Genomic DNA, 18,385 nt, shown 5'->3' with positions numbered 1-18,385 from the left:
GGGACGGACGGAGCCCGCGCCCGCGGCGGGAGCGCGGCCACCGGTCAGTCCCTGCCCGGTCTGCCGAACTCCTCGATCAGCACGGGATACTGCTCGCCACCGTGTCCGGCGGCGATCGAGCGGTCGGCCATCGCCTTGAACAGCCGGGGCAGTTCGGCGTTGACACCGACCGCCTCGCTCTCCTCGATCAGGTGTGCCATGGCCCGTGCGTCGGTCTCCAGGGCCGAGACGTCGGCCGGGAAGGAGCCGCTGTCGATCTGCTCGGCGTACCCGGGCAGCCATGTGGCCACAACGGTGGCGATCTGCTGGGCGAACGGCGCGTACGTCGCGGCGTCGACACCGGCCGTCCGCAGCAGGGCGGTGCCCTGGAGCCAGGCGTTCAGCACGCTCCACATCATGGCCAGGCCGGCCACGTCGTACAGGGACGCCAGCCCCGGGTCCGCGCCGAGGTGGGTGACGGTACCGAGCGCGTCGAGCGTCGACCTGTGCGCCTCGAAGTCCGACGGCGGCCCGCTGTGCAGGATCACCGCCTCGGCGGTCCCGATCGTCCCCGGGACGGCCATGACGGCACCGTCCAGGTAGCGGGCGCCCCGCTGCTCGGCCCAGCGGGCGGCTTCCCGGGCCTGGGCCGAGTCGCCCGAGGTCAGGTTGACCAGCATCGCGCCGTCCAGGTCGGCTTCGCTCGGGTCGAGCAGTTCGTACACGGCCTGGTAGTCGGTGACGCAGATGACCGTCAGGTCTCCCGCCTCGAGCGCGGCACCGACCGTCGGCGCCCACCGTGCGCCGTCGGCGACCAGCCGGTCGGCCTTGGAGGCCGTACGGTTCCACACGGTCGTGGGATGACCGGCCTTCAGAAACGCGCCGGCGAGGGCCCGGCCCATCAGTCCGAGTCCGATGACCGTCACGGGTGTAAGGGGTGTGTCGTTCATGGCAGCATCGTCGACGTTGACACCGGTGTGAAGGTCAAGCGAGGTTTTGATGCGGATCGGGGAACTGAGTCGTCGGACGGGCGTCAACGCCCGTCAGCTGCGCTACTACGAGGCGCAGGGCCTGCTGGAGGCGGACCGCCGCGCGAACGGATACCGCGAGTACGACGAGGACACCGTGCTGCGGGTGAAACAGATCCGGCACCTGCTCGGTGCCGGTCTGTCCTCCGAGGACATCGCGTACCTGTTGCCCTGCGCGACCGGCGAGGCTCCGGAACTGGTCGGGTGTCCCGAGTTACTGGCCGCGATGCGGTCACGGTTGCAGCGGCTGGACGACCAGATGGCCAGGCTCGCTCAGTCCCGCACCGCTCTCGCCGAGTACATCGATGCGGCCGAGCGGACGGGCCGCGAGAGCTACCCGCCCTTCGGCGGTGCGGGCCTGACGCCCGTTCCCGCCTGAGACAGCGCCTTGGAGCCGTCCCGGTCGCGCCGGGCCACGGGGGCACCGCGCCGCCGGCGGTGGAGGCGGACCGAGCGCTCCGGAGGCCTGAGCGCTGCCGGAGCGTCCCGCCGGTGCACCCTGGCGGGGTATCACAGCGTGCACACCACCGGTTCAGGTTCGAGCCTGGTTCCATGAGCATCCGACCATGGATCGTCGTCGAGGCACCGGACAGCCGCGGGCTCCGTCACGTCACCATGGGCGGCGAGACGGTGGGCAGTGCCTGGTCGTCGCAGGGCCTGCGCAAGATCCTCGGGCGCCTCGGCTACCCGGACGACATGGATCTGGAGGACACGACATCCATATGCTGGCGCGGAGGCGACAGCAGGACATGGCCCGACCGCGCCGGGAGAAGACGCGCCACCCTCGTGCTCATGATGACGGGACTGCTGGCGTCCACCGCCCTGAACGCGGCCGTGGGGTGGCCGGACGCCCTGGGGGCCCTGACGTTCGCGCAGCGGATCAGCGGCCTTCTGTTCGTCCTGTCCGGTGCGGTGCAGGCGGCGGCCGCGCTGATGGCGCTCGACCACTGGGGGAGGCGGCAGTTCAGGACGTCCGGGGCGATCGTGCTCCTGGGGGCTCTCATCGCCCTGGCCACCGACAGCATTCTCCTTTTCATGTGGCTCGAGGAAAGGGAGTACACGCACTACACGCCGGCGTTCACCTCTCTTTGGTGCTGGTCCGTCTGGGCAGTCTGGGTGCTCGTCCGCGAGAAATCATGGCAGGGAGTTCCACAGCCCAGGACCTTCGCGGCCGGAGTGGCGGCCTCCGCGCTCCTCACCGGTCTGAGTCTGGCCTACTCCACCATGTACCAGCCCGCGGCCGCTCCGATGCACTTCCATCTGAAGGTGGAATTCGGGAAGTCGCGGGCGGATCGCACGCTCCCGTTCGTCCATGTCCCACTGACCCTTTACATGAAGAACACCGGCGGAATCCCGGTGTACATCATCAATGACATCTACACGGTTCGCGGCAGGGCCGCCGAGTACGCGATGCGTCCCCGGGACAGGGATCTGGTGCGGGAGTGGAGGGAGAGCGCGGGACGGCGCGGGGAGCACGACGGGGAGGCGGACCTCCACGTCGGCCACCTCGTGTACACCACGATCAGCAGCGGCCACTTCTACGGCCCCGGCAACCGGCTCGAGACCGGCCAGGAATACTCTCTCCAACGTGTGTTCCAGCTGCCCAACGACGCCGCGTACGACACCGTCGGCGTCGAACTGCGCATCTCGTACATGCGGAAGGACCGGGGCAGGATCGAGGTGGAGGAGTTCACGACCCCCCACTATTCATGGGACAAGGGCGCCGGCCGCTATTACTGTCCTCCGGAGGAGGGGTGCGGCCAGCAGATCTTCTACCACGGCAGGGTCTGGCACAACAACAACCTGATCAACGTCACGCGCAGGCCGCGCTATGTGACCGCGATCTGGTCCCCGGGACGCGATCCGCTGTCGTCGATCTCCTCGTTCGACTTCAGAGGGGAGTCCGGCTTCCTCCAGGAGGAGAGGAGGGAACTGGAGAGATACGGGGCCGCGAAGGTGCGCGCCAGTGCGGAGGTGCCCCTCTCGGAACTGCTGGGGCCTTCCGGTTCCTGACCGGGACGCCCGCGCTACCGGTCGCGGCCCTCTGCCAGCCAGGTCCCCGCCGTGACCCCCTCCTCGTCGAGGTACGCGGCCGTCGACTGGCAGTAGAGGGCATCGGTGCCCAGGGTGGCGAACAGCTTGTTCCTCGGGACGATGTCGGCGAGTTCCGTGATGAGCGGTGCGAGGTCGAAGGGCGCGTGAACGTTCTCGTCGTTCCTCAACTGAGCGAGCACGTCCAGCAGGTCGTCGCCCTGGTCCACCGCCTTCCAGAAATCCTTCACCCCTTCGGTGTCCCAGGTCTCGGGAACCAGACTCTTCAGCCCCTGGGCGAGCGTGCGTTCAGGAACCGAATCGAATATGGCGTTGGTGCAGACCGCGGCGGCCTTGCCGACGGGTTCGTCCGGACGGCCCTGAGCCGAGGCGGCGTCCTCCTGCTGCTCGCTCATGCGCGCCGTCCGGTCTCGCATCTCCTTCTCGGCGCCTGCCCTGTCCTGCGGTGACGTCTTCGGGTCGCTGAACCTCTTCAGCGTCTCGCTCTGCTCATGTGCGGTCTTCCGGAGCTGTGCCGCCTTGTCGTCCGGCGTCCTCGGGTCTGCGGCCGCAGCCGTCGCGGCGCCCGTCTGCAGCGCTGCCGCCATGATCTGTTGCGAGCTGGGCCGCACCGCCACGGCGAAGTTCAGGTTCCCCACGGTCGACATCAGTTCTTCTCGTGCCGGCGCCGGAGTGGCGGGGTCGCAGATCACGGGCAGCGTGGACGTCGTTCGCTTCACCACCAGGAGGAGACGGGAACGCTCCTCGGGCGGCACCTGCGCGTCGCGGCTCACCTGCAGAGTGGCGGACACCTGTTGCACGAGCCCGATCAGCTCGTCCCGCAGCTCGCCGGGTGTGCTGTCGTCGCCGATGGTCTCCAGCGCAGTGGTCAGGTGCTGCGCGCTCTCGATGACCCCCTGCCTGTCCTGCGGCGACGTCTGCGGTTCCGACACCGCTTGGAGGATGGTGGTCAATTCGTCGACCGTCGGCGCGACATCCCCGGGGACGCTCTCCCGCGTCGCGGACAGGCTCGCCGTCACCTCGTCGATCTGCTCCGTCTGTTCCGCCGGGGGCTCGGCCGTCGTCGGGTCGGTGCCGTCGGAGGTCGGCGGCGGGTCAGTGTCCCGAGACCCGCCCGGATCCGACGTATCGGTCGGTGCGGGCGTCGTGGGCTCGGGGGGCGGCGGCTCGACCGTGTTCGGCGGGGGAGGTGGCGTGGGCGTCGGAGGGGGCGTGGGCGTGGGCACGGGAGGCGGTGTCGTCCCGGCCGGTGCGCCGGTCGGACTCAGAGGGGGTGCCTGACCTGCTGCCGCGACGCCCGTCGGTCCCGCGGGACATGCGAGCGCCGCAGTGATGAGGGACGCGCTGATCGTGCGGAAGGCGTATCGCCGGAAGGTGGCCATGACGGTTCCAGATGCGCTTCGCGTCGTGGTGGGTTCGTCCGATTGCCGGCCCCGGCCCCCTGCACCCACTCTTCACCCGGTCGGCGCAGACCGCAACGGGAACTCCGGTCCCCTCGCGCCCACGGTGCGGGGCGCGGCGGCTCGGAAGGGCTCAACTCAGGCTGTCGGTCGGCGCGTCGGCAACGCGCGCGCCCCGGTGTGGACCAGGAAGCCCACCGCCGCGCCGACCACGTACCAGAACAGGTCGGGTGCGTTGAAAGTGGAACCGAGTACGAGACGGGCGACGACGCTGTCCTGGGAGAGGCGCGCGGGAACACCGCTGAGCTGAAGGAACTCGATCGCCCAACTGGCGCCCAACGCTCCCGCGGCGGCGGTCAGCGGCTTCACCCGGGGCACCGCCACAACGACGAGCGTCAGCAGCAGGACGGTGTAGAGCGCGTCTCCGCCGTACTTGGCCACGCTCCCCGCCGCTACGGCCCTGAGCCCCAGCGCCGCGACGACCGTGACGGCCGCGGCCCCGGCCGCCGCCGTTCGGGTCCGGGCCGGAGGGGCGGCGCCGGCGGTTCCGTCAGAGGTTTCGCGGGTGTAGGTCATGGGGCCCATGGTGCCGGAACGACGTGCCGGCCATCGGCGCTGCTTGATCAGGTGACGCCAGCCGGTGTCGCCTGATCACGTGCCGGGAGCCGGTGCTGCTTCATCACGTGCCGGGAGCCGGCGTTTGCTTCATCACGTGCCGGGAGTGGTGCCCCTTGCTCACGCGCCGGGAGCCGAGTTGCTTGATCACGTGCCGGGGCGGCTACTTGATCACGTGCCTGCCGTCGAGGATCTTGCTGACGTAGCGGGTGGCGTGCGCCTGGGCCCCGTGTCGGCTCAGCGCGTACCCGGTCTTCTGGAGCCGGCCGGTGGCCGAGTCCGTGACCGTGTACCGGTACCTGAGCAGCCGATGCGTGCCGAGACCCGCCGTGTCCACGTGCTCGCGGACGTCCGCGACGAAGCGCTCGCGGGTGACCGGCACGTTCGGAAGCTCCACGTCGGCGCCCTCGGCCAGCCTGCGGGCGGCCGCGAACCTCTCCCGCACGGGCTGCTTGCGGACCAGCTCGCGCTGCTCCCTCCGCCGGTGCCGCGACTCCTTCGACATGGCAGACCTCCGTGCCGGCCTTCCCACCCCACCAGCGTACGAGCGCGCCGAGCGCCCCGCATGCGCCGGACGGGCTCACGCCGCACGCTGGTCGCATGGCCTCCCCGAAGCCCATCGTCGTCTTCCCGCCGGCCTCGGACGGCGGTCGGCGGGTTCGCGTCGACGGCCGGTTCCTGGGGGTGGCGTACGGGCTGCTCGACCTCGTCGAGTTCCTGCTCGAGGCGGGGATCGAGGGCGCCGACGAGACATACGTGCACAGGTCCGGGCTGATCGAGTGGCGCGGAGGCGGAGCCGATGTGTGGCCTCGGTGATCCGCGTACGGCGGCGTCGCCGCTCGGTGGTGGCCCCGGGGTGCGAGGTGTCAGGGATCGTCTCCGTCCGGAGGCGCCCCGACGGTCCGCCGGGCCCTCGGGGCGGCCGGGGGTCGGCGGTCCTTCTCCGTGTCGGGAACGGGCGCGCCGGCGGCCCGGTCGGCGGCGAAGCGGACCACCCCGTGGAACGGGAGGCCCTCCCCCGGCTTCGACGGCCGTTGCGGTGGCGGCCGTTCGGGCAGCACCGGCGGGAGGCAGCAGGTGGCGGGCTGCCGGGGGACTCGTCGATCAGCGCCCGCGCCCCTGGCCGGGCGCCGGTGCGGGGGAGCCGGTGGGCTCGCCCAGTTCGGCCCGGACCGTCTTGCCCCGGCGGGCGTGGCGGGTTCCCCACCGTTGGGCGAGCCGGGCGACCAGGAGGAGGCCGCGGCCGCCCTCGTCGAGCACGCGGGCCCGGCGCAGGTGCGGTGTGGTGCTGCCGGCGTCGGAGACCTCGCACAGCAGGGTGCGGTCGTGGAGGGGGCGGAGCCGCACGGGAGGCCGGCCGTAGCGGATGGCGTCGGTGAGGAGTTCGCCGACGACGAGTCCGGCGGTGAAGTCGAGTTCCTCCCGTTCCCAGGCGCTCAGCTGCCGGGAGACGTGCGCGCGAGCCGAGCGCGTGCGCGGCACGTGACAGCAGACCGCCGGCCGTGGGCTCGACACCGACGACGGTACGCCGTCCGCGGGCGTACCTCCCGGGGGCTGCTTCTCCCCCGGCCCGGGAGGAGAAGGGCGGGTCGCCGCCCCTGCACGGGGCGACCGCGGCGGGGTTCCTCGGGCGGAGAAGGCCGCCGACGCGCAGGTGCGGGGCCGCGCGCTCCGCGGGCGCCGAGGCGGTCGCCGTGCGGGCCCCGGGAGGACGACCGCCTCAGGGGCTGTCGGCGGGGACCGCTCCGGACGTGACGGGGCCGGACCGGTGCGGAAGATGACGGACGGCCGCCGCCACCGCCTCCCGCGCCGTGGTGGTGCGGGCGAGGACCTCCGTGCCGGTGAACGTCGCACTGACCGTGTACCGGTCGACATCATGGGCGAGCAGGCACGGCCCGAGGACGGTCAGGTACGGCCGGGTGGTGATCGAGAAGCGCAACGTCCAGTGACTGGTGAACGGGTAGAGGCCGCGCAGGGCCGGCTCGGCCCAGGCCGCCTCCACCAGCGCGCGATAGGCGTCCCCCCACGGCAGGTCCACCTCCCTCGCCTCGGTGCGCAGATGCCGCCACTCGGACTCGGTCAGACGCACCGGATCGTGGTCGGGCACCTCGAAGCGGCCGGTCAGGTGCACGAACGGCGCCGCGTTGCGGATGTCGCCCAGGGCGGCTCCGTCGTGCCACGCCTGCGCGGCCCTGGCGAGTTGCGGCAGATCGTCGGTGTCGCCGTCGACGAGTGCCATGCCCTGGATGGTCTCCTCGCCGCGGATCGACCAACAGCGTTCGACCGCCCACGCGCTGACGAGGAGAGGCGCGCGGTGCGGCAGCCTGCTCGCGACGGTGGCACGGGTCAGCGGCCTGGAGTGCGAGGCCGTGACGGGGAGGCGGAAGCCGCCCTCCTGCGCTGCCGCTCGCAGCGCCGCGGCGAGGCTGCCTCGGGTCGCGATGTCGGGGTACAGGGCGACGGGATCAGGATGGTGGGCCACGGCCGCCGATTGTGCCGCAACAGGGCGACGGTCGCCCAGCCGCGGCACCGGGGCCGTGCCGCTTCCAGCCGCGGCGGACACCGCCGGCCGGGCAGCACTCGCCGCTGCCCGGCCGACGGCGGCCGGACTCGGCTCTCAGAGCTCCGAACTCTCAGTCCCTCGGGTCGAGGAACGTCAGGACGGAGGCGTCCTCCTCGATGAGCGGGACGAGTGCCGCGTTGAACGGGCCGCCGTACGGGGCGTTCAGGTGGGCCTGGAAGGCCTCCTCGTCGCGGTACACCTCGAAGATCCAGTAGGCGCGGGGGTCGGACGCCTTGGTGTAGACGTCGAAGGCAAGGTTGCCGTCTTCCTCGCGCACCGTCCGCGCGTAGTCCCGCAGCAGACGGGCGACCTCGTCCTCGGCTCCCTCGCGGGCGGTGAACTCGGCGAGCAGGGTCTTGTTCACGATGTGCTGTTCCTTCGTGGTCGGGGTCAGTCGCGGGAGGAGTCGAGGTGCCAGACACGGGCGCGGTCCAGCTTCACGGAGCCGTTCTCGGCGAAGAGCCGCACGCCCAGGCTCGCGGGGTCGGGGAAGATCTGGTCGGTGATCACCGCTTCGCCGCTGCCGCCGAAGACCTCGACGGACGACCAGTCGACCAGGATCCGCAAGGTCACCTTGCCGTTCTTCGCCTTCAGGGGCGCGGTCTGGACGCCGGGGAAGGTGCCGGCGAAGTCCACGGCGCCGGAGCGGGTTCGATCGACGTACAGTTCCTGCGTCGTGGTGTCGTAGCCGATGACGGTCTCCTCTCCCCCGGCTCGGGTGCGCACCTTCAGGCCGAACCGTTCGGCGTCCTGCAACGAGAAGGTCGCCTCGATGTCGAGCGCCCTGCCGTCGGCCGCGCGGCCGGTCAGGGGCCGCGAGGTGTTCCTGACGGTGACCCCGGTCGCGGACACCGGCGGGCCTTGTCGCAGGGACGTCAGACTGTTCACCGGGGTGCTGGTCAGCCGGACGCGGCCGTCGACGGTGCGCAGGGCCATCTCCCGGGGGACGCTCTGCGCGCCGCGCCAGGGGGAGGTGGGGACGGCGCCGGCGTAGTCCCAGTTGTTCATCCAGCCGATCATGTACCGCTTGCCGCCCGGGGCGTTCTCCCAGGAGACCGCCGCGTAGTAGTCCTTGCCGTAGTCGGCCCAGTCGGCGCGCTGCACGACGGAGAGGGCGGGAGCACCGGCGGCGGTGAACCGGTCGGCGAGGACGTGGCCCCAGCCGGCGGTGTTGTTGTCGACGATCTGGATCCGCGCCTGCCTGCCGAGGTAAGGGCGCATGTCGAAGGAGGCCCAGTCGAGGGTCTCGCTGTCGGAGCCGGTGGCGCTGCGGACGATCTGGCCGTCGACGACCAGGTTGACGGAGGTCTCCCGGGACACGGGCCGGGCCCGGCTGTCGGACAGCACGATGTGGTCGACGTTGATGTGACCCCAGCCGCCGGTGCTGTCGTCGACGATTTTGATGTGCGCCTTCTTGCCGACGAGGTCGCGGACGTCCCAGGAGGACCAGTTGAGGGCCTCGGCGTCCTGTCCGGTGGCGCTGCGCACCACCTGGCCGTCGACGAGGAGTTCGATGGCGGTCGGGTCGGTGGAGCCGGCGGGGTGGTTACCGCCCCCGATGAGGAAGTTGACGTAGTCCTTGTCGAGGGTGAACTCGGGGGAGGTGAGGGTTCCGGTGGTGGAGTCACCGTTGACGAAGGTGTTGACCAGGCCGCTGCCCAGGAATCCGGAGACCTCCTGCTGGCCCGGGAGGGTGCCGGGGGCCGGTGCCGGGCCGAACGCGTCTCCGGTCGTCGTCCAGTCGCCGTAGGTGCCGCCCTCGAAGTCGGCGAGGACCGTCCCCTCGGGCGGCGGTCCCTGTTCCATGGCGGTTCCCGGTACGTGCGGGTGCCGGCCGCCGCCGACCTTGAAGTTCAGGTAGGGGCTGGCGACGGTGAAGGAGGGCGAGGTGAGCGTGCCGGTGGTGCCGTCCCCCGAGTGGAAGCTGTTGGCGAGGCCCTTGCCGTCGTAGCCGTCGACCGTGCCCTGCCCGGTCAGTGCCCCGGCCGCCGGTCCCTGGCCGAACGCGGTGCCGGTGGTGGTCCACGTTCCGAAGTCGGTGTTCTCGAAGTCCTGCGTGACGGTGCCGGCGGGCGGGGTGTATGTGCCCTTGTCGTCGGCGGTGAACTTCTTGCCGTCGAAGTCGCCGATGAAGTACTGGGCGGCCGAACCGCCCGCGATGCCGCCGGGGTTGATGTTGACGACGAGGACCCACTTGATGCGGTTCGGGTCCCCGTCGACCGCGAGGGGGAACAGGTCGGGGCACTCCCACACGCCGCCCGTCGCACCGGCCGGCCCGAACTCGCTGAGCAGGCTCCAGTCCTTGAGGTTCTTGGACGAGTAGAACCGCACCTTGTGCTCGGTGGACAGCGACACCGTCATCAGCCAGCTCCTGGTCGGCGCGTACCACTGGACCTTCGGGTCGCGGAACTCCTTGGAGCCGATGTCGAGTACGGGATTGCCCTGGTACCTGGTCCAGGTGCGGCCGCGGTCGGTGCTGTAGGCCAGCGACTGGGCCTGGATGCCGGTGTCCTTGGCGTGGCTGGTGTAGATCGCCACCATGGGCGGGTTCCCCGGGGTGCCGAACCCGGTGGTGTTGTTCCAGTCGACGACCGCGCTGCCGGAGAACACCATCTCCTCGTCGTCGTGCGACAGGGCGAGCGGCAGTTCCTTCCAGTGCACGAGGTCCGTGCTCACCGCGTGTCCCCAGGACATGTCGCCCCAGGAGTTCCCGTTGGGGTTGTACTGGTAGAAGAGGTGGTATTCGCCCTTGTAGTACACGAGGCCGTTGGGGTCGTTCATCCAGTTCTTCTCCGGGGTGAAGTGGAACTGGGGCCGGTAGGTCTCGCTGTACGGCGGGGTGTCGGCGGCTGCGGCCTGAGGGGTGAGCGCGGCTGCGGCCAGGGCGCAGACGGTCGCCACCGCCGCGACCGGGCGCAGGCGGGCATGCCGGGATACACGTCCAGAGCTCATGCTGTCTCCTGTGCTGCGGCCATCCGCACCGCGCAGCCCGCGGTGGACGGTCCGAAGAGTGACGCCCCGGCCGGCGGTGTCGTCCACACCGCCGACCAGGGGTGTCATCGTTGACATGTGTCATCGATGACATCGAGTGGCCCGATGACTATGAGCGCAGTCCGGCCGACGCGTCAACGGCCCGGACGGGATTCGTCCGGCGCCACCTCCCCGTCCGTCAGGCGCCACCGGCGGCGGCGAGCGGCGTCAACTGCCGCTGCCACGGCGGGTTGGGGCCGGCGACCGAGCAGGTCAGGGCGGCCACCCGGGTGGCGAACCGGCAGGCGTCCTCGACGTCGTCGAGACCGATACCGGTCAGCCGGCCGCCGAGGAGACCGCGGCCACCGAGGCGGTGCAGCAGCCCGGCGGTGAAGGAGTCCCCCGCGCCGACTGTGTCGACGACCCGCGCCGTCACCGCGGGCACGCGTACCCGTTCGCCGTCGAGCGAGGCCAGGGCACCGTCGGCGCCGAGCGTGATCACGACGAGCGGCACCCCCGCCTCGTGCCAGGTGTCGCACGCCTCCTCGGGTGAGGCGCCCGGCAGGAGAAGGCGCAGGTCGTCCTCGCTGAGCCGCAGGAGGTCCGCGAGGCCGCACCAGTGCGCCAGCCGGGCGCGGTAGACCTCGGGGCGCACCAGGAGGGGCCGGACGTTCGGGTCGATGCTGACGGTGGCCCGGCCCGAGGCCGCCGCGAGGAACTCCTCCACCACCGCCGCTCCGGGCTCGCGGACCAGCGCCAGCGACCCGGTGTGCACACAGGATGTTTCCGACAGATCGACTCTCGCCAGCTCCTCCGCGGTCCACTGCCAGTCGGCCGTGTTCTGGGCGTGGAAGGAGAACGCGGCCTGCCCGTGGGCGTCCAGCTCGGCCACGGCCAGCGTGCTGGGCTCGGCGGCCGCGACGGTGTACGACAGGTCGACGCCGGAGGCCTCCAGATGGGCCCGGAACAGCCGGCCGAAGACATCGCCCGACAGGCGGGCGAGGAAGCGGGCGGGGGTGCCGAGCCGGGCCAGGGCCACCGCCGTGTTCGCGGGTCCGCCGCCGGGCAGCACCCGCAGGGCGAGTTCGTTCGAGGCGCTCGCGGTTTCGGTGAAGGCGTCGGCGACGCACTCCCCCAGGACGGTGATCTGACGCGGACTCATGGGCTGCTCTTCTCTCGGGCGGACGGGCGGACGGGACGGGCCGCGCGCGGGTCACCGGTCGGCCGTGGGCCGGCGGCGACCGTGGGCGTTGCCGATTTGTGACGGGCGGAAGGCATTGACGTTGCCGGGACGGGGAGTCCATCATCCTCGCCATGCAGTGTCAACGATGACATAAGTCAACGCTGACACCCGGGGCGGCATGCTCCGTTCCCAGCCCCCGTGCCGCTCGCTATCCCACAGGAGTCGATCATGTCTCGCAGCATTCGCCCGTCCTCCTCCGTCCTCAGAGCCGCCGCCGTCACCGGCATCGCGGCCCTCACCCTGACGGCCTGCGGATCCGGCTCCGGATCGGGTTCCGCCGGCGCCGGTTCGGGCGACGTCAAGGTCGGTCTGATCACCAAGACCGACACCAACCCGTTCTTCGTGAAGATGAAGGAGGGCGCGGAGAAGACCGCGAAGGCCGAGGGCGTCGATCTCATGACCGCGGCCGGCAAGTTCGACGGCGACAACGCCGGTCAGGTCACCGCCATCGAGAACATGGTCGCCGCCGGTGTGAAGGGCATCCTGATCACCCCGAGCGACTCCAAGGCCATCGTGCCGGCGCTCGAGAAGGCCCGCGCCAAGGGTGTGCTGGTGATCGCCCTGGACACGCCGACCGACCCGGAGAGCGCGGTCGACGCCCTCTTCGCCACCGACAACCTCAAGGCCGGCCAGCTGATCGGCGAGTACGCCAAGGCCGCCATGAAGGGCAAGGCCGCCAAGATAGCCACCCTCGACCTCGCGCCGGGCGTCTCCGTCGGCGTCCAGCGGCACGACGGTTTCCTCAAGGGCTTCGGCATCGGCGAGAAGGACCCGGCGGTCGTGTGCTCCCAGGACACCGGAGGCGACCAGTCCAAGGGCCAGACGGCGATGGAGAACTGTCTGCAGAAGGAGCCCGGCATCAACGTCGTCTACACGATCAACGAACCGGCCGCCCTGGGCGCCTACACCGCGCTGAAGGCCAAGGGCCGGGAGAAGGACGTGCTGATCGTGTCCGTCGACGGCGGCTGCACCGGCACGCAGGCGGTCAAGGACGGCAAGATCGCCGCGACCTCGCAGCAGTACCCGCTGAAGATGGCCGCCGAGGGCGTCAAGGCCGTCGTGGCGTTCGCCAAGGGCGGCAAGAAGGCGTCCGGGTACACCGACACCGGCGTCACCCTGATCACCGACAAGGCGCAGAGCGGTGTCACGTCGAAGGACACCGCCTTCGGTCTGGAGAACTGCTGGGGCTGAGCCGCCGGCCCCCGGACCGTACGACGCCGCCCCTCCCCCAGCGGGGCGGCCGGCCCCTCCCGCCCGGACGGGGACGGCCGTCCCCTCGTCCTCTTGTCCTCCTGTCCTGCGGCAAGGAGCGGCAAGGACTTCTGTCTTCCGACAAGGACCTCGCATGACTGCCACGTCCACGCCACCGTCCACGTCCGCGCCGTACGCGGAGCTCAAGGCACCGACCACGGCCCGCCGACTGCTCACGGCACCGACCACCGGGCCCCTGGTCGCCCTCCTCCTCGCCTGCGTCTTCTTCTCCCTGTCGACCGACCAGTTCCTCACGGGCGGGAACTTCTCCCTGATCGTGCAGCAGGTCATGGTGGTCGGCACCCTCGCCATCGGACAGACCCTGATCATCCTCACCGCGGGCATCGACCTGTCGTGCGGAGCCGTGATGGCGTTCGGCAGCATCGTCATCGCCAAGATGGCGGCCGAGGGTTCCCTGCCCCCGCTGGTCGCCATCGCTCTGGGCCTGGCCGTCTGCGGCGGCTTCGGTCTGCTCAACGGACTGCTGGTGCAGAAGATCCCGCTGCCGCCGTTCATCGTCACCCTCGGCATGCTCAACGTGGCGTTCGCGCTGACCCACATCTACTCCGAGGAACAGACCGTCACCAACCTGCCCGGCCCGCTGACGGCCCTCGGGCAGACCTTCCCGCTCGGCCGCACCGACATCACCTACGGTTCGCTGGTCACCATCGCCCTGTTCCTGCTCCTCGCCTACGCGTTGAGCAGCACCGGCTGGGGCCGGCACGTCTACGCCCTCGGCAACAGCCAGGAGGCGGCGCGGCTGAACGGCATCCGCACGTCCCGGCTGACCATCGGCGTCTACACCGTCGCCGGCCTCCTCTACGGCATCGCCGCGCTGCTGCTCATCTCCCGCACCGGAGTCGGTGACCCGCAGGCGGGGCAGACGGACAACCTCGACAGCATCACCGCCGTGGTCCTCGGCGGCACCAGCCTCTTCGGCGGGCGCGGTTCGGTGCTGGGCACCTTCATCGGCGTCCTCATCGTCGGCGTCTTCCGCAACGGACTCCAACTGATGGGCGTCGCCTCCATCTACCAGACGCTGATCACCGGTGTGCTGGTGATCCTCGCGGTGACCGTCGACCAGATCTCCCGGAAGAAGGCCCGATGAGCGCCACCTCCTCCCCCACCCCCGTTCTCCAGGCCCGTGGTCTGGTCAAGCGCTACGGTCACGTCACCGCCATCGACGGCGCCGACTTCGACCTGCTGCCGGGCGAGGTGCTCGCCGTCATCGGCGACAACGGCGCCGGCAAGACCAGCCTCATCAAGGCCCTCACGGGAGCCGTGGTCCCCGACGCGGGCGAGATACGCCTCAACGGCGAGCCCATCACCTTCTCCGGTCCGCAGAGCGCCCGCGCGCACGGCATCGAGACGGTGTATCAGGACCTGGCCGTGGCCGCTTCGATGGACATCGCCTCGAACATGTTCCTCGGGCGCGAGCTGCGGCGCCCCGGTGTCCTCGGCAGTGTCTTCCGCATGCTGGACAAGAAGCGGATGCGCCAGGAGGCCGCCGAGCACATGGCGGACCTGAAGATCGGCCTGCGTTCGCTGACCCAGTCGGTCGAGACGCTCTCCGGCGGGCAGCGGCAGGCCGTCGCGGTCGCCCGGTCCGTCGCCTGGGCGCGCAGTGTCGTCGTCATGGACGAGCCCACGGCCGCGCTCGGCGTCAAGGAGTCGGGCCAGGTGCTGGACCTCATCCGCCGCGTCCGCGACAAGGGCATGCCGGTAGTCCTGATCAGCCACAACATGCCGCACGTCTTCGAGATCGCCGACCGGATCCACGTCCACCGCCTCGGCCGGCGCGCCGCACTCATCAAGCCGTCCGACTACTCCATGGCGGAGGTCGTCGCCATCATGACCGGCGCGCTCACCGTGAACGAGACCGGCGGTACTGTCGTAGCGGATTCCGAGGCCGCGAAGGCCGCGGGAGTCCAGGCCACCTGACCGCACGACCCGAGCACTCACAGGTTGCCGGCCGAGGCCGCGGCCGGAACCGACGAGCACAGGAGACGGTTTCCTCCATGGCAGCGAACCGCCGCCCCACCCTGGCCGACGTCGCCCGAGAGGTGGGCGTCAGCGCCAAGACGGTGTCCCGGGTCCTCAACGAGGACGGGCCCGTCTCCGTCCGGACCAGGGAACAGGTCCTTGCCGCCGTGGCCAGGCTCGGCTTCCAGCCGAACCTGATGGCCCGCAACATCCGCGTCGGCGGTCCCGACACCACCATCGGACTCGTCGTCCCCGACCTCGGCAACCCCTTCTTCGGGGCCGTCGCCGGCGCGATCGAGGACACCGTGCTCGAGCGCGGACTGACCCTGCTCATGGGCTCGTCCGCGGACGACCCCGCCCGGGAACGCGCGCTGACGGACAAGTTCCTCGCCCGGCGCGTCAGCATCCTGATGGTGGTGCCGTCCGTCGGCGCCGACCACACGCACCTCAAGTCCCCCCGCACCGCGGGGATGCCGGTGGTCTTCATCGACCGTCCGGGCGTGGGCCTGGCCACGGACAGTGTCGTCAGCTCCAACCGCGCGGGGGCGCATGACGGGGTCGCCCACCTGATCGCCCACGGACACCGGCGCATCGGGTTCATCGGCGACCTGCCCCTCAGGCTGTACACCCGCCGCGAACGCTTCGCGGGCTACCGGGCGGCCCTGGAGGAAGCCGGCCTCGCCCACGACCGCTCGCTGGTCACCAACGCCCACGACCAGCGCGGGGCCGCCGCCGCCACCTCCCAGCTGCTCGGCCTGCCCGACCCGCCCACGGCCCTGTTCGCCGGCAACAACATGGTCGCGCTGGGCATAGTCGCCGAACTCTCCCGCAGCAGACGCAAGGACGTCGCGTTCGTCGCCTTCGACGACGTGCCGCTCTCCGAGGCGCTAGAACCGGCCCTGACCGTCGTCGCCCAGGACCCCGAGGAGATCGGCCGGGCGGCCGCGACCACCGCCCTGGCCCGCCTCGACGGCGACCGCACCCGCGCCCGGACCCTCACCGTGCCCACGCGGCTGATCGTCCGCGGCTCCGGCGAGCGCCCCGCCGCCGCGCGACGGGAGGGCGTGACGGCCTGACGGCCCCCCCCCGCCGCACGGTGAGTCGACGACGTCACCCGACCCTGTGTCCGTCCGGCCCGGTCACGGGGACGGCTGCCCCTGCGCGGTGGGGCGGGTGACCACCTTGATGTTGAACGTGTGAGCCCCCAGGCCGCCCGCGATGCCCATGAAGAGCAGGGCGAAGTGCTCCTGTCCCCGTGCGGTGGTGATGCCGCCGATGTCCAGTTGGGACGAGGGGGGCCAGCCGAGGTCGGTGAGCAGTCGGCCGGTGGTCCGTTTGGCTTCGGCGTCGTCGCCGGAGAGGAAGACGGTGCTCGGGCCGTCGAGGCCGCCCGGATCGGTCATCACCGTGGAGTCCATGGTGCACAGCGTCTTGACGACGGGGGTCAGGGGGAACGCCTCCTGGATCTGTTCTCCCAGGCTGCTGTTGGGGTGCGAGAGCTTGGTGAAGTCGTCGGAGAGCCCCACCCCGACGTCGATCAGCGGGGTACCGGCCAGCGCCTGCGCCCCGATGGAGTGCAGCAGTTCCACGGAGACGGCCCCCGGGGTGGCGTTGACCAGCACCTCCGCCTGGGCGGCCGTCTCGTTCAACCCCGCGACGGGGAGGGCGAGGTGGGTCCGCTCCTCGGGCCGGCGTGAGCCGAGGAGTACCTCGTGTCCAGCGGCGCTCCAGCCCTGGGCCAGTGCGCGGGCGACGTTACCGGTGCCAAGCAATCCTATACGCATGGCGTGACGTTAACCGTCCGCCGGGGCCCCGCGGATCCGACCGCGGGCCCGGGTGGACCGGCACCAAGGTCGTCCTCCCAGGGATGTACGACCCCGTCGGCACCCGTGGGGTCGCGCGCGTGTCGGCGTGTGGAGCGGACCGGGGGTCATGCCGGCCGACATCATCGCTCCGTACCTGCTCACGGCACTGCTCCGCGGGCCGCGCCGGCTCGTGTAACCCGAGCAGCGGCTCGCACTTCGGCGGGCGCCCATCGCTCACTCGACGACCGGCGGGGCGAGAGCGCGGGCTCGTACTCCGACAGCAAGCCCGTTCGTCACGACGCTCGCGGCCGCGGTCGCCCGCCTGAGACCCGGGTGGCGAGCAACGCCGTCGATCCGGGCTGGGTGCCGACCAGGACGGGCGGGCCGGACGCGCCGGACGGTCTCGGCCCTTGGGGAGTGCCGGAACGGGATTCAGCGGTAGCCGTCGATCACTCCGGTGACTGTGCGGGGCGGGGCGGAGTCGGCGAGTGCCGGCAGGCTAGCCGAGTGCAGCGCGGCTGCCTGGCGGTTGTGGAACGTACTGAGGGCCGGTTCCCGCGGACGCCGGCCGAGGAGACGGGCAGCGCCCGGTGAGCCGTCCGAGGTCGAGCGGACGATCACCGGTATCGGGAATCCACGCCTGGTCGCAGGCGCTCGAAAACCGGTGGAACGGCGCCGCTGCGTGCCACTACCGTGCTGCCGAACCGAGTCGTCCAGGCAAGGACATGCCGTTGTACACCGTGTGAGACCTCCCGAGCGCTGATTCGTCGCGCGTCGCGCCTGTGCGCCGCGCTTCTTTTTGCTGCGGACTTCTCACTGGAACCGGTGTATCTCTGTGCTCGAAAACTGGGTGATCGTGCCCACCTGCCTGCCGCTCGTCGTGCGCCGTTGTCACACGTGCGCGTCCGATCGCTTCCGGGCGAACGGTAAATTCCGCGTCAACGCCAATCACAAGCTCATCGACGCCTGGCTCCTCGTGCTCTGTACCGGCTGCGGGCAGACGGCGAAGCTCACGGTCCTGGAGCGGAGGAACGTGCGCTCCGTACCGCCCGAGCTGCTGGACCGGCTGCACGACAACGACCCCGGTCTGGCGGCCGATCTGCTCCGGGATCCGGTCGTGCGGCGACGTCAACGCATCGCCCTCGACTGGGACGGCGCCTGGCGCCTCGACACCGGCGGATCGGATCACCGGGACCGCGAGGTGATCGAAGTCTCGGTCCGCTTCGCGGCGCGGATCCCCGTCCGGCCGGTGCGACTGATCGCCGAAGGCTGCGGCCTCTCACGGGCCGAGGTGGAGAGACTGATCGCGGAGGGGAACCTCGTTTCGGCAGTCCGGCTGACCGGAAAGGTCTCCGGCGACTTCACCTTCACGCTCAAGCGCTGAACCCCCTTCGGGCCCCGGGGCCGTCCGGCACGATCCGCCGGACGGGCCCCGGGGAGCCTCGCCGGCCGGGCTCACCGGCCTCAGGGGCCTTTGCACTACGCCCGCCTTGGCC

At 71.0% G+C, this 18,385-nt stretch carries 17 protein-coding genes and 1 pseudogene; 8 read left to right on the top strand and 10 right to left on the bottom strand.

Annotated features, from left to right (window positions below):
• Window positions 1-44 precede the first annotated feature (44 nt).
• Window positions 45-929, bottom strand: a complete 885-nt coding sequence (locus ACZ4YY_RS20790) for an NAD(P)-dependent oxidoreductase (RefSeq protein ID WP_468292000.1) — start codon at window positions 927-929, stop codon at window positions 45-47.
• A 49-nt stretch (window positions 930-978) separates the two neighbouring features.
• Between ACZ4YY_RS20790 and ACZ4YY_RS20785 the strand changes: the two genes are divergently transcribed.
• Together ACZ4YY_RS20785 and ACZ4YY_RS20780 are read left to right on the top strand one after the other, a co-directional pair.
• Window positions 979-1,386, top strand: a complete 408-nt coding sequence (locus ACZ4YY_RS20785; RefSeq protein ID WP_468291997.1) for a MerR family transcriptional regulator — start codon at window positions 979-981, stop codon at window positions 1,384-1,386.
• 173 nt (window positions 1,387-1,559) lie between these two features.
• Complete coding sequence (locus ACZ4YY_RS20780) at window positions 1,560-3,020, top strand: hypothetical protein (protein WP_468291994.1); 1,461 nt, start codon at window positions 1,560-1,562, stop codon at window positions 3,018-3,020.
• 14 nt (window positions 3,021-3,034) lie between these two features.
• Here the strand turns inward: ACZ4YY_RS20780 and ACZ4YY_RS20775 are convergent, their stop codons facing one another.
• The 3 genes from ACZ4YY_RS20775 to ACZ4YY_RS20765 all read right to left on the bottom strand — a co-directional run bounded on the left by ACZ4YY_RS20775 (window position 3,035) and on the right by ACZ4YY_RS20765 (window position 5,579).
• Window positions 3,035-4,078 (bottom strand): hypothetical protein, encoded by a 1,044-nt coding sequence (locus tag ACZ4YY_RS20775; protein WP_468291991.1) that lies wholly within the window; start codon window positions 4,076-4,078, stop codon window positions 3,035-3,037.
• A 519-nt stretch (window positions 4,079-4,597) separates the two neighbouring features.
• A complete protein-coding gene (locus tag ACZ4YY_RS20770) occupies window positions 4,598-5,035 on the bottom strand; it encodes a DUF2809 domain-containing protein (RefSeq protein ID WP_468291988.1) in 438 nt (145 codons plus the stop codon).
• Between the two features lie 202 nt (window positions 5,036-5,237).
• Complete coding sequence (locus tag ACZ4YY_RS20765) at window positions 5,238-5,579, bottom strand: hypothetical protein (protein ID WP_468291985.1); 342 nt, start codon at window positions 5,577-5,579, stop codon at window positions 5,238-5,240.
• Between the two features lie 95 nt (window positions 5,580-5,674).
• Between ACZ4YY_RS20765 and ACZ4YY_RS20760 the strand changes: the two genes are divergently transcribed.
• Complete coding sequence (locus tag ACZ4YY_RS20760; protein WP_468291982.1) at window positions 5,675-5,890, top strand: hypothetical protein; 216 nt, start codon at window positions 5,675-5,677, stop codon at window positions 5,888-5,890.
• Window positions 5,891-6,178: 288 nt separating this feature from the next.
• Here the strand turns inward: ACZ4YY_RS20760 and ACZ4YY_RS20755 are convergent.
• The 5 genes and pseudogenes from ACZ4YY_RS20755 to ACZ4YY_RS20735 all read right to left on the bottom strand — a co-directional run.
• A pseudogene (locus ACZ4YY_RS20755) lies at window positions 6,179-6,610 on the bottom strand (ATP-binding protein); the annotation flags it as partial.
• A 184-nt stretch (window positions 6,611-6,794) separates the two neighbouring features.
• Window positions 6,795-7,556 (bottom strand): DUF6193 family natural product biosynthesis protein, encoded by a 762-nt coding sequence (locus ACZ4YY_RS20750; RefSeq protein WP_468291980.1) that lies wholly within the window; start codon window positions 7,554-7,556, stop codon window positions 6,795-6,797.
• Window positions 7,557-7,707: 151 nt separating this feature from the next.
• Complete coding sequence (locus tag ACZ4YY_RS20745) at window positions 7,708-8,001, bottom strand: putative quinol monooxygenase (RefSeq protein ID WP_468291977.1); 294 nt, start codon at window positions 7,999-8,001, stop codon at window positions 7,708-7,710.
• A gap of 26 nt (window positions 8,002-8,027) precedes the next feature.
• Window positions 8,028-10,589 (bottom strand): GH32 C-terminal domain-containing protein, encoded by a 2,562-nt coding sequence (locus ACZ4YY_RS20740; protein ID WP_468291974.1) that lies wholly within the window; start codon window positions 10,587-10,589, stop codon window positions 8,028-8,030.
• A 217-nt stretch (window positions 10,590-10,806) separates the two neighbouring features.
• Window positions 10,807-11,769 (bottom strand): carbohydrate kinase family protein, encoded by a 963-nt coding sequence (locus tag ACZ4YY_RS20735; protein ID WP_468291971.1) that lies wholly within the window; start codon window positions 11,767-11,769, stop codon window positions 10,807-10,809.
• A gap of 249 nt (window positions 11,770-12,018) precedes the next feature.
• Here ACZ4YY_RS20735 and ACZ4YY_RS20730 point away from each other — a divergent pair, with 249 nt between their 5' ends.
• The 4 genes from ACZ4YY_RS20730 (at window position 12,019) to ACZ4YY_RS20715 (ending at window position 16,160) form a co-directional block, all read left to right on the top strand.
• The gene (locus tag ACZ4YY_RS20730; protein WP_468291968.1) at window positions 12,019-13,041 is read left to right on the top strand and encodes a substrate-binding domain-containing protein; all 1,023 of its coding nucleotides are present in this window, start codon (window positions 12,019-12,021) and stop codon (window positions 13,039-13,041) included.
• A gap of 154 nt (window positions 13,042-13,195) precedes the next feature.
• Window positions 13,196-14,209, top strand: coding sequence for an ABC transporter permease (locus ACZ4YY_RS20725; protein WP_468291964.1), 1,014 nt, complete (start codon window positions 13,196-13,198; stop codon window positions 14,207-14,209).
• Complete coding sequence (locus tag ACZ4YY_RS20720; RefSeq protein ID WP_468291961.1) at window positions 14,206-15,042, top strand: ATP-binding cassette domain-containing protein; 837 nt, start codon at window positions 14,206-14,208, stop codon at window positions 15,040-15,042. The genes ACZ4YY_RS20725 and ACZ4YY_RS20720 overlap by 4 nt, the downstream gene beginning before the upstream one ends.
• A gap of 77 nt (window positions 15,043-15,119) precedes the next feature.
• A complete protein-coding gene (locus tag ACZ4YY_RS20715; protein ID WP_468291958.1) occupies window positions 15,120-16,160 on the top strand; it encodes a LacI family DNA-binding transcriptional regulator in 1,041 nt (346 codons plus the stop codon).
• 63 nt (window positions 16,161-16,223) lie between these two features.
• On the opposite strand, the gene ACZ4YY_RS20710 is transcribed toward ACZ4YY_RS20715, so the two are convergent.
• On the bottom strand, window positions 16,224-16,868 hold the full coding sequence (locus tag ACZ4YY_RS20710; protein WP_468291955.1) for an NADPH-dependent F420 reductase: 645 nt from the start codon (window positions 16,866-16,868) through the stop codon (window positions 16,224-16,226).
• Between the two features lie 856 nt (window positions 16,869-17,724).
• Here ACZ4YY_RS20710 and ACZ4YY_RS20705 point away from each other — a divergent pair.
• Window positions 17,725-18,273, top strand: a complete 549-nt coding sequence (locus ACZ4YY_RS20705) for a DUF1062 domain-containing protein (RefSeq protein WP_468291952.1) — start codon at window positions 17,725-17,727, stop codon at window positions 18,271-18,273.
• Window positions 18,274-18,385: the final 112 nt, after the last annotated feature.

This window comes from Streptomyces sp. NPDC030143 (assembly GCF_055573695.1).
Note: the sequence above shows the minus strand (reverse complement) of the source record. Positions and strands in the feature narration are given on the sequence as shown.

Bases quoted from the DNA above. Each gene is read 5' to 3' on its own strand.
- ACZ4YY_RS20765 (WP_468291985.1), bottom strand. From the start codon at position 5,579: ATGTCGAAGGAGTCGCGGCACCGGCGGAGGGAGCAGCGCGAGCTGGTC.
- ACZ4YY_RS20780 (WP_468291994.1), top strand. From the start codon at position 1,560: ATGAGCATCCGACCATGGATCGTCGTCGAGGCACCGGACAGCCGCGGG.
- ACZ4YY_RS20785 (WP_468291997.1), top strand. From the start codon at position 979: ATGCGGATCGGGGAACTGAGTCGTCGGACGGGCGTCAACGCCCGTCAG.
- ACZ4YY_RS20710 (WP_468291955.1), bottom strand. From the start codon at position 16,868: ATGCGTATAGGATTGCTTGGCACCGGTAACGTCGCCCGCGCACTGGCC.
- ACZ4YY_RS20725 (WP_468291964.1), top strand. From the start codon at position 13,196: ATGACTGCCACGTCCACGCCACCGTCCACGTCCGCGCCGTACGCGGAG.
- ACZ4YY_RS20715 (WP_468291958.1), top strand. From the start codon at position 15,120: ATGGCAGCGAACCGCCGCCCCACCCTGGCCGACGTCGCCCGAGAGGTG.
- ACZ4YY_RS20770 (WP_468291988.1), bottom strand. From the start codon at position 5,035: ATGACCTACACCCGCGAAACCTCTGACGGAACCGCCGGCGCCGCCCCT.
- ACZ4YY_RS20790 (WP_468292000.1), bottom strand. From the start codon at position 929: ATGAACGACACACCCCTTACACCCGTGACGGTCATCGGACTCGGACTG.
- ACZ4YY_RS20740 (WP_468291974.1), bottom strand. From the start codon at position 10,589: ATGAGCTCTGGACGTGTATCCCGGCATGCCCGCCTGCGCCCGGTCGCG.
- ACZ4YY_RS20720 (WP_468291961.1), top strand. From the start codon at position 14,206: ATGAGCGCCACCTCCTCCCCCACCCCCGTTCTCCAGGCCCGTGGTCTG.
- ACZ4YY_RS20735 (WP_468291971.1), bottom strand. From the start codon at position 11,769: ATGAGTCCGCGTCAGATCACCGTCCTGGGGGAGTGCGTCGCCGACGCC.
- ACZ4YY_RS20730 (WP_468291968.1), top strand. From the start codon at position 12,019: ATGTCTCGCAGCATTCGCCCGTCCTCCTCCGTCCTCAGAGCCGCCGCC.
- ACZ4YY_RS20760 (WP_468291982.1), top strand. From the start codon at position 5,675: ATGGCCTCCCCGAAGCCCATCGTCGTCTTCCCGCCGGCCTCGGACGGC.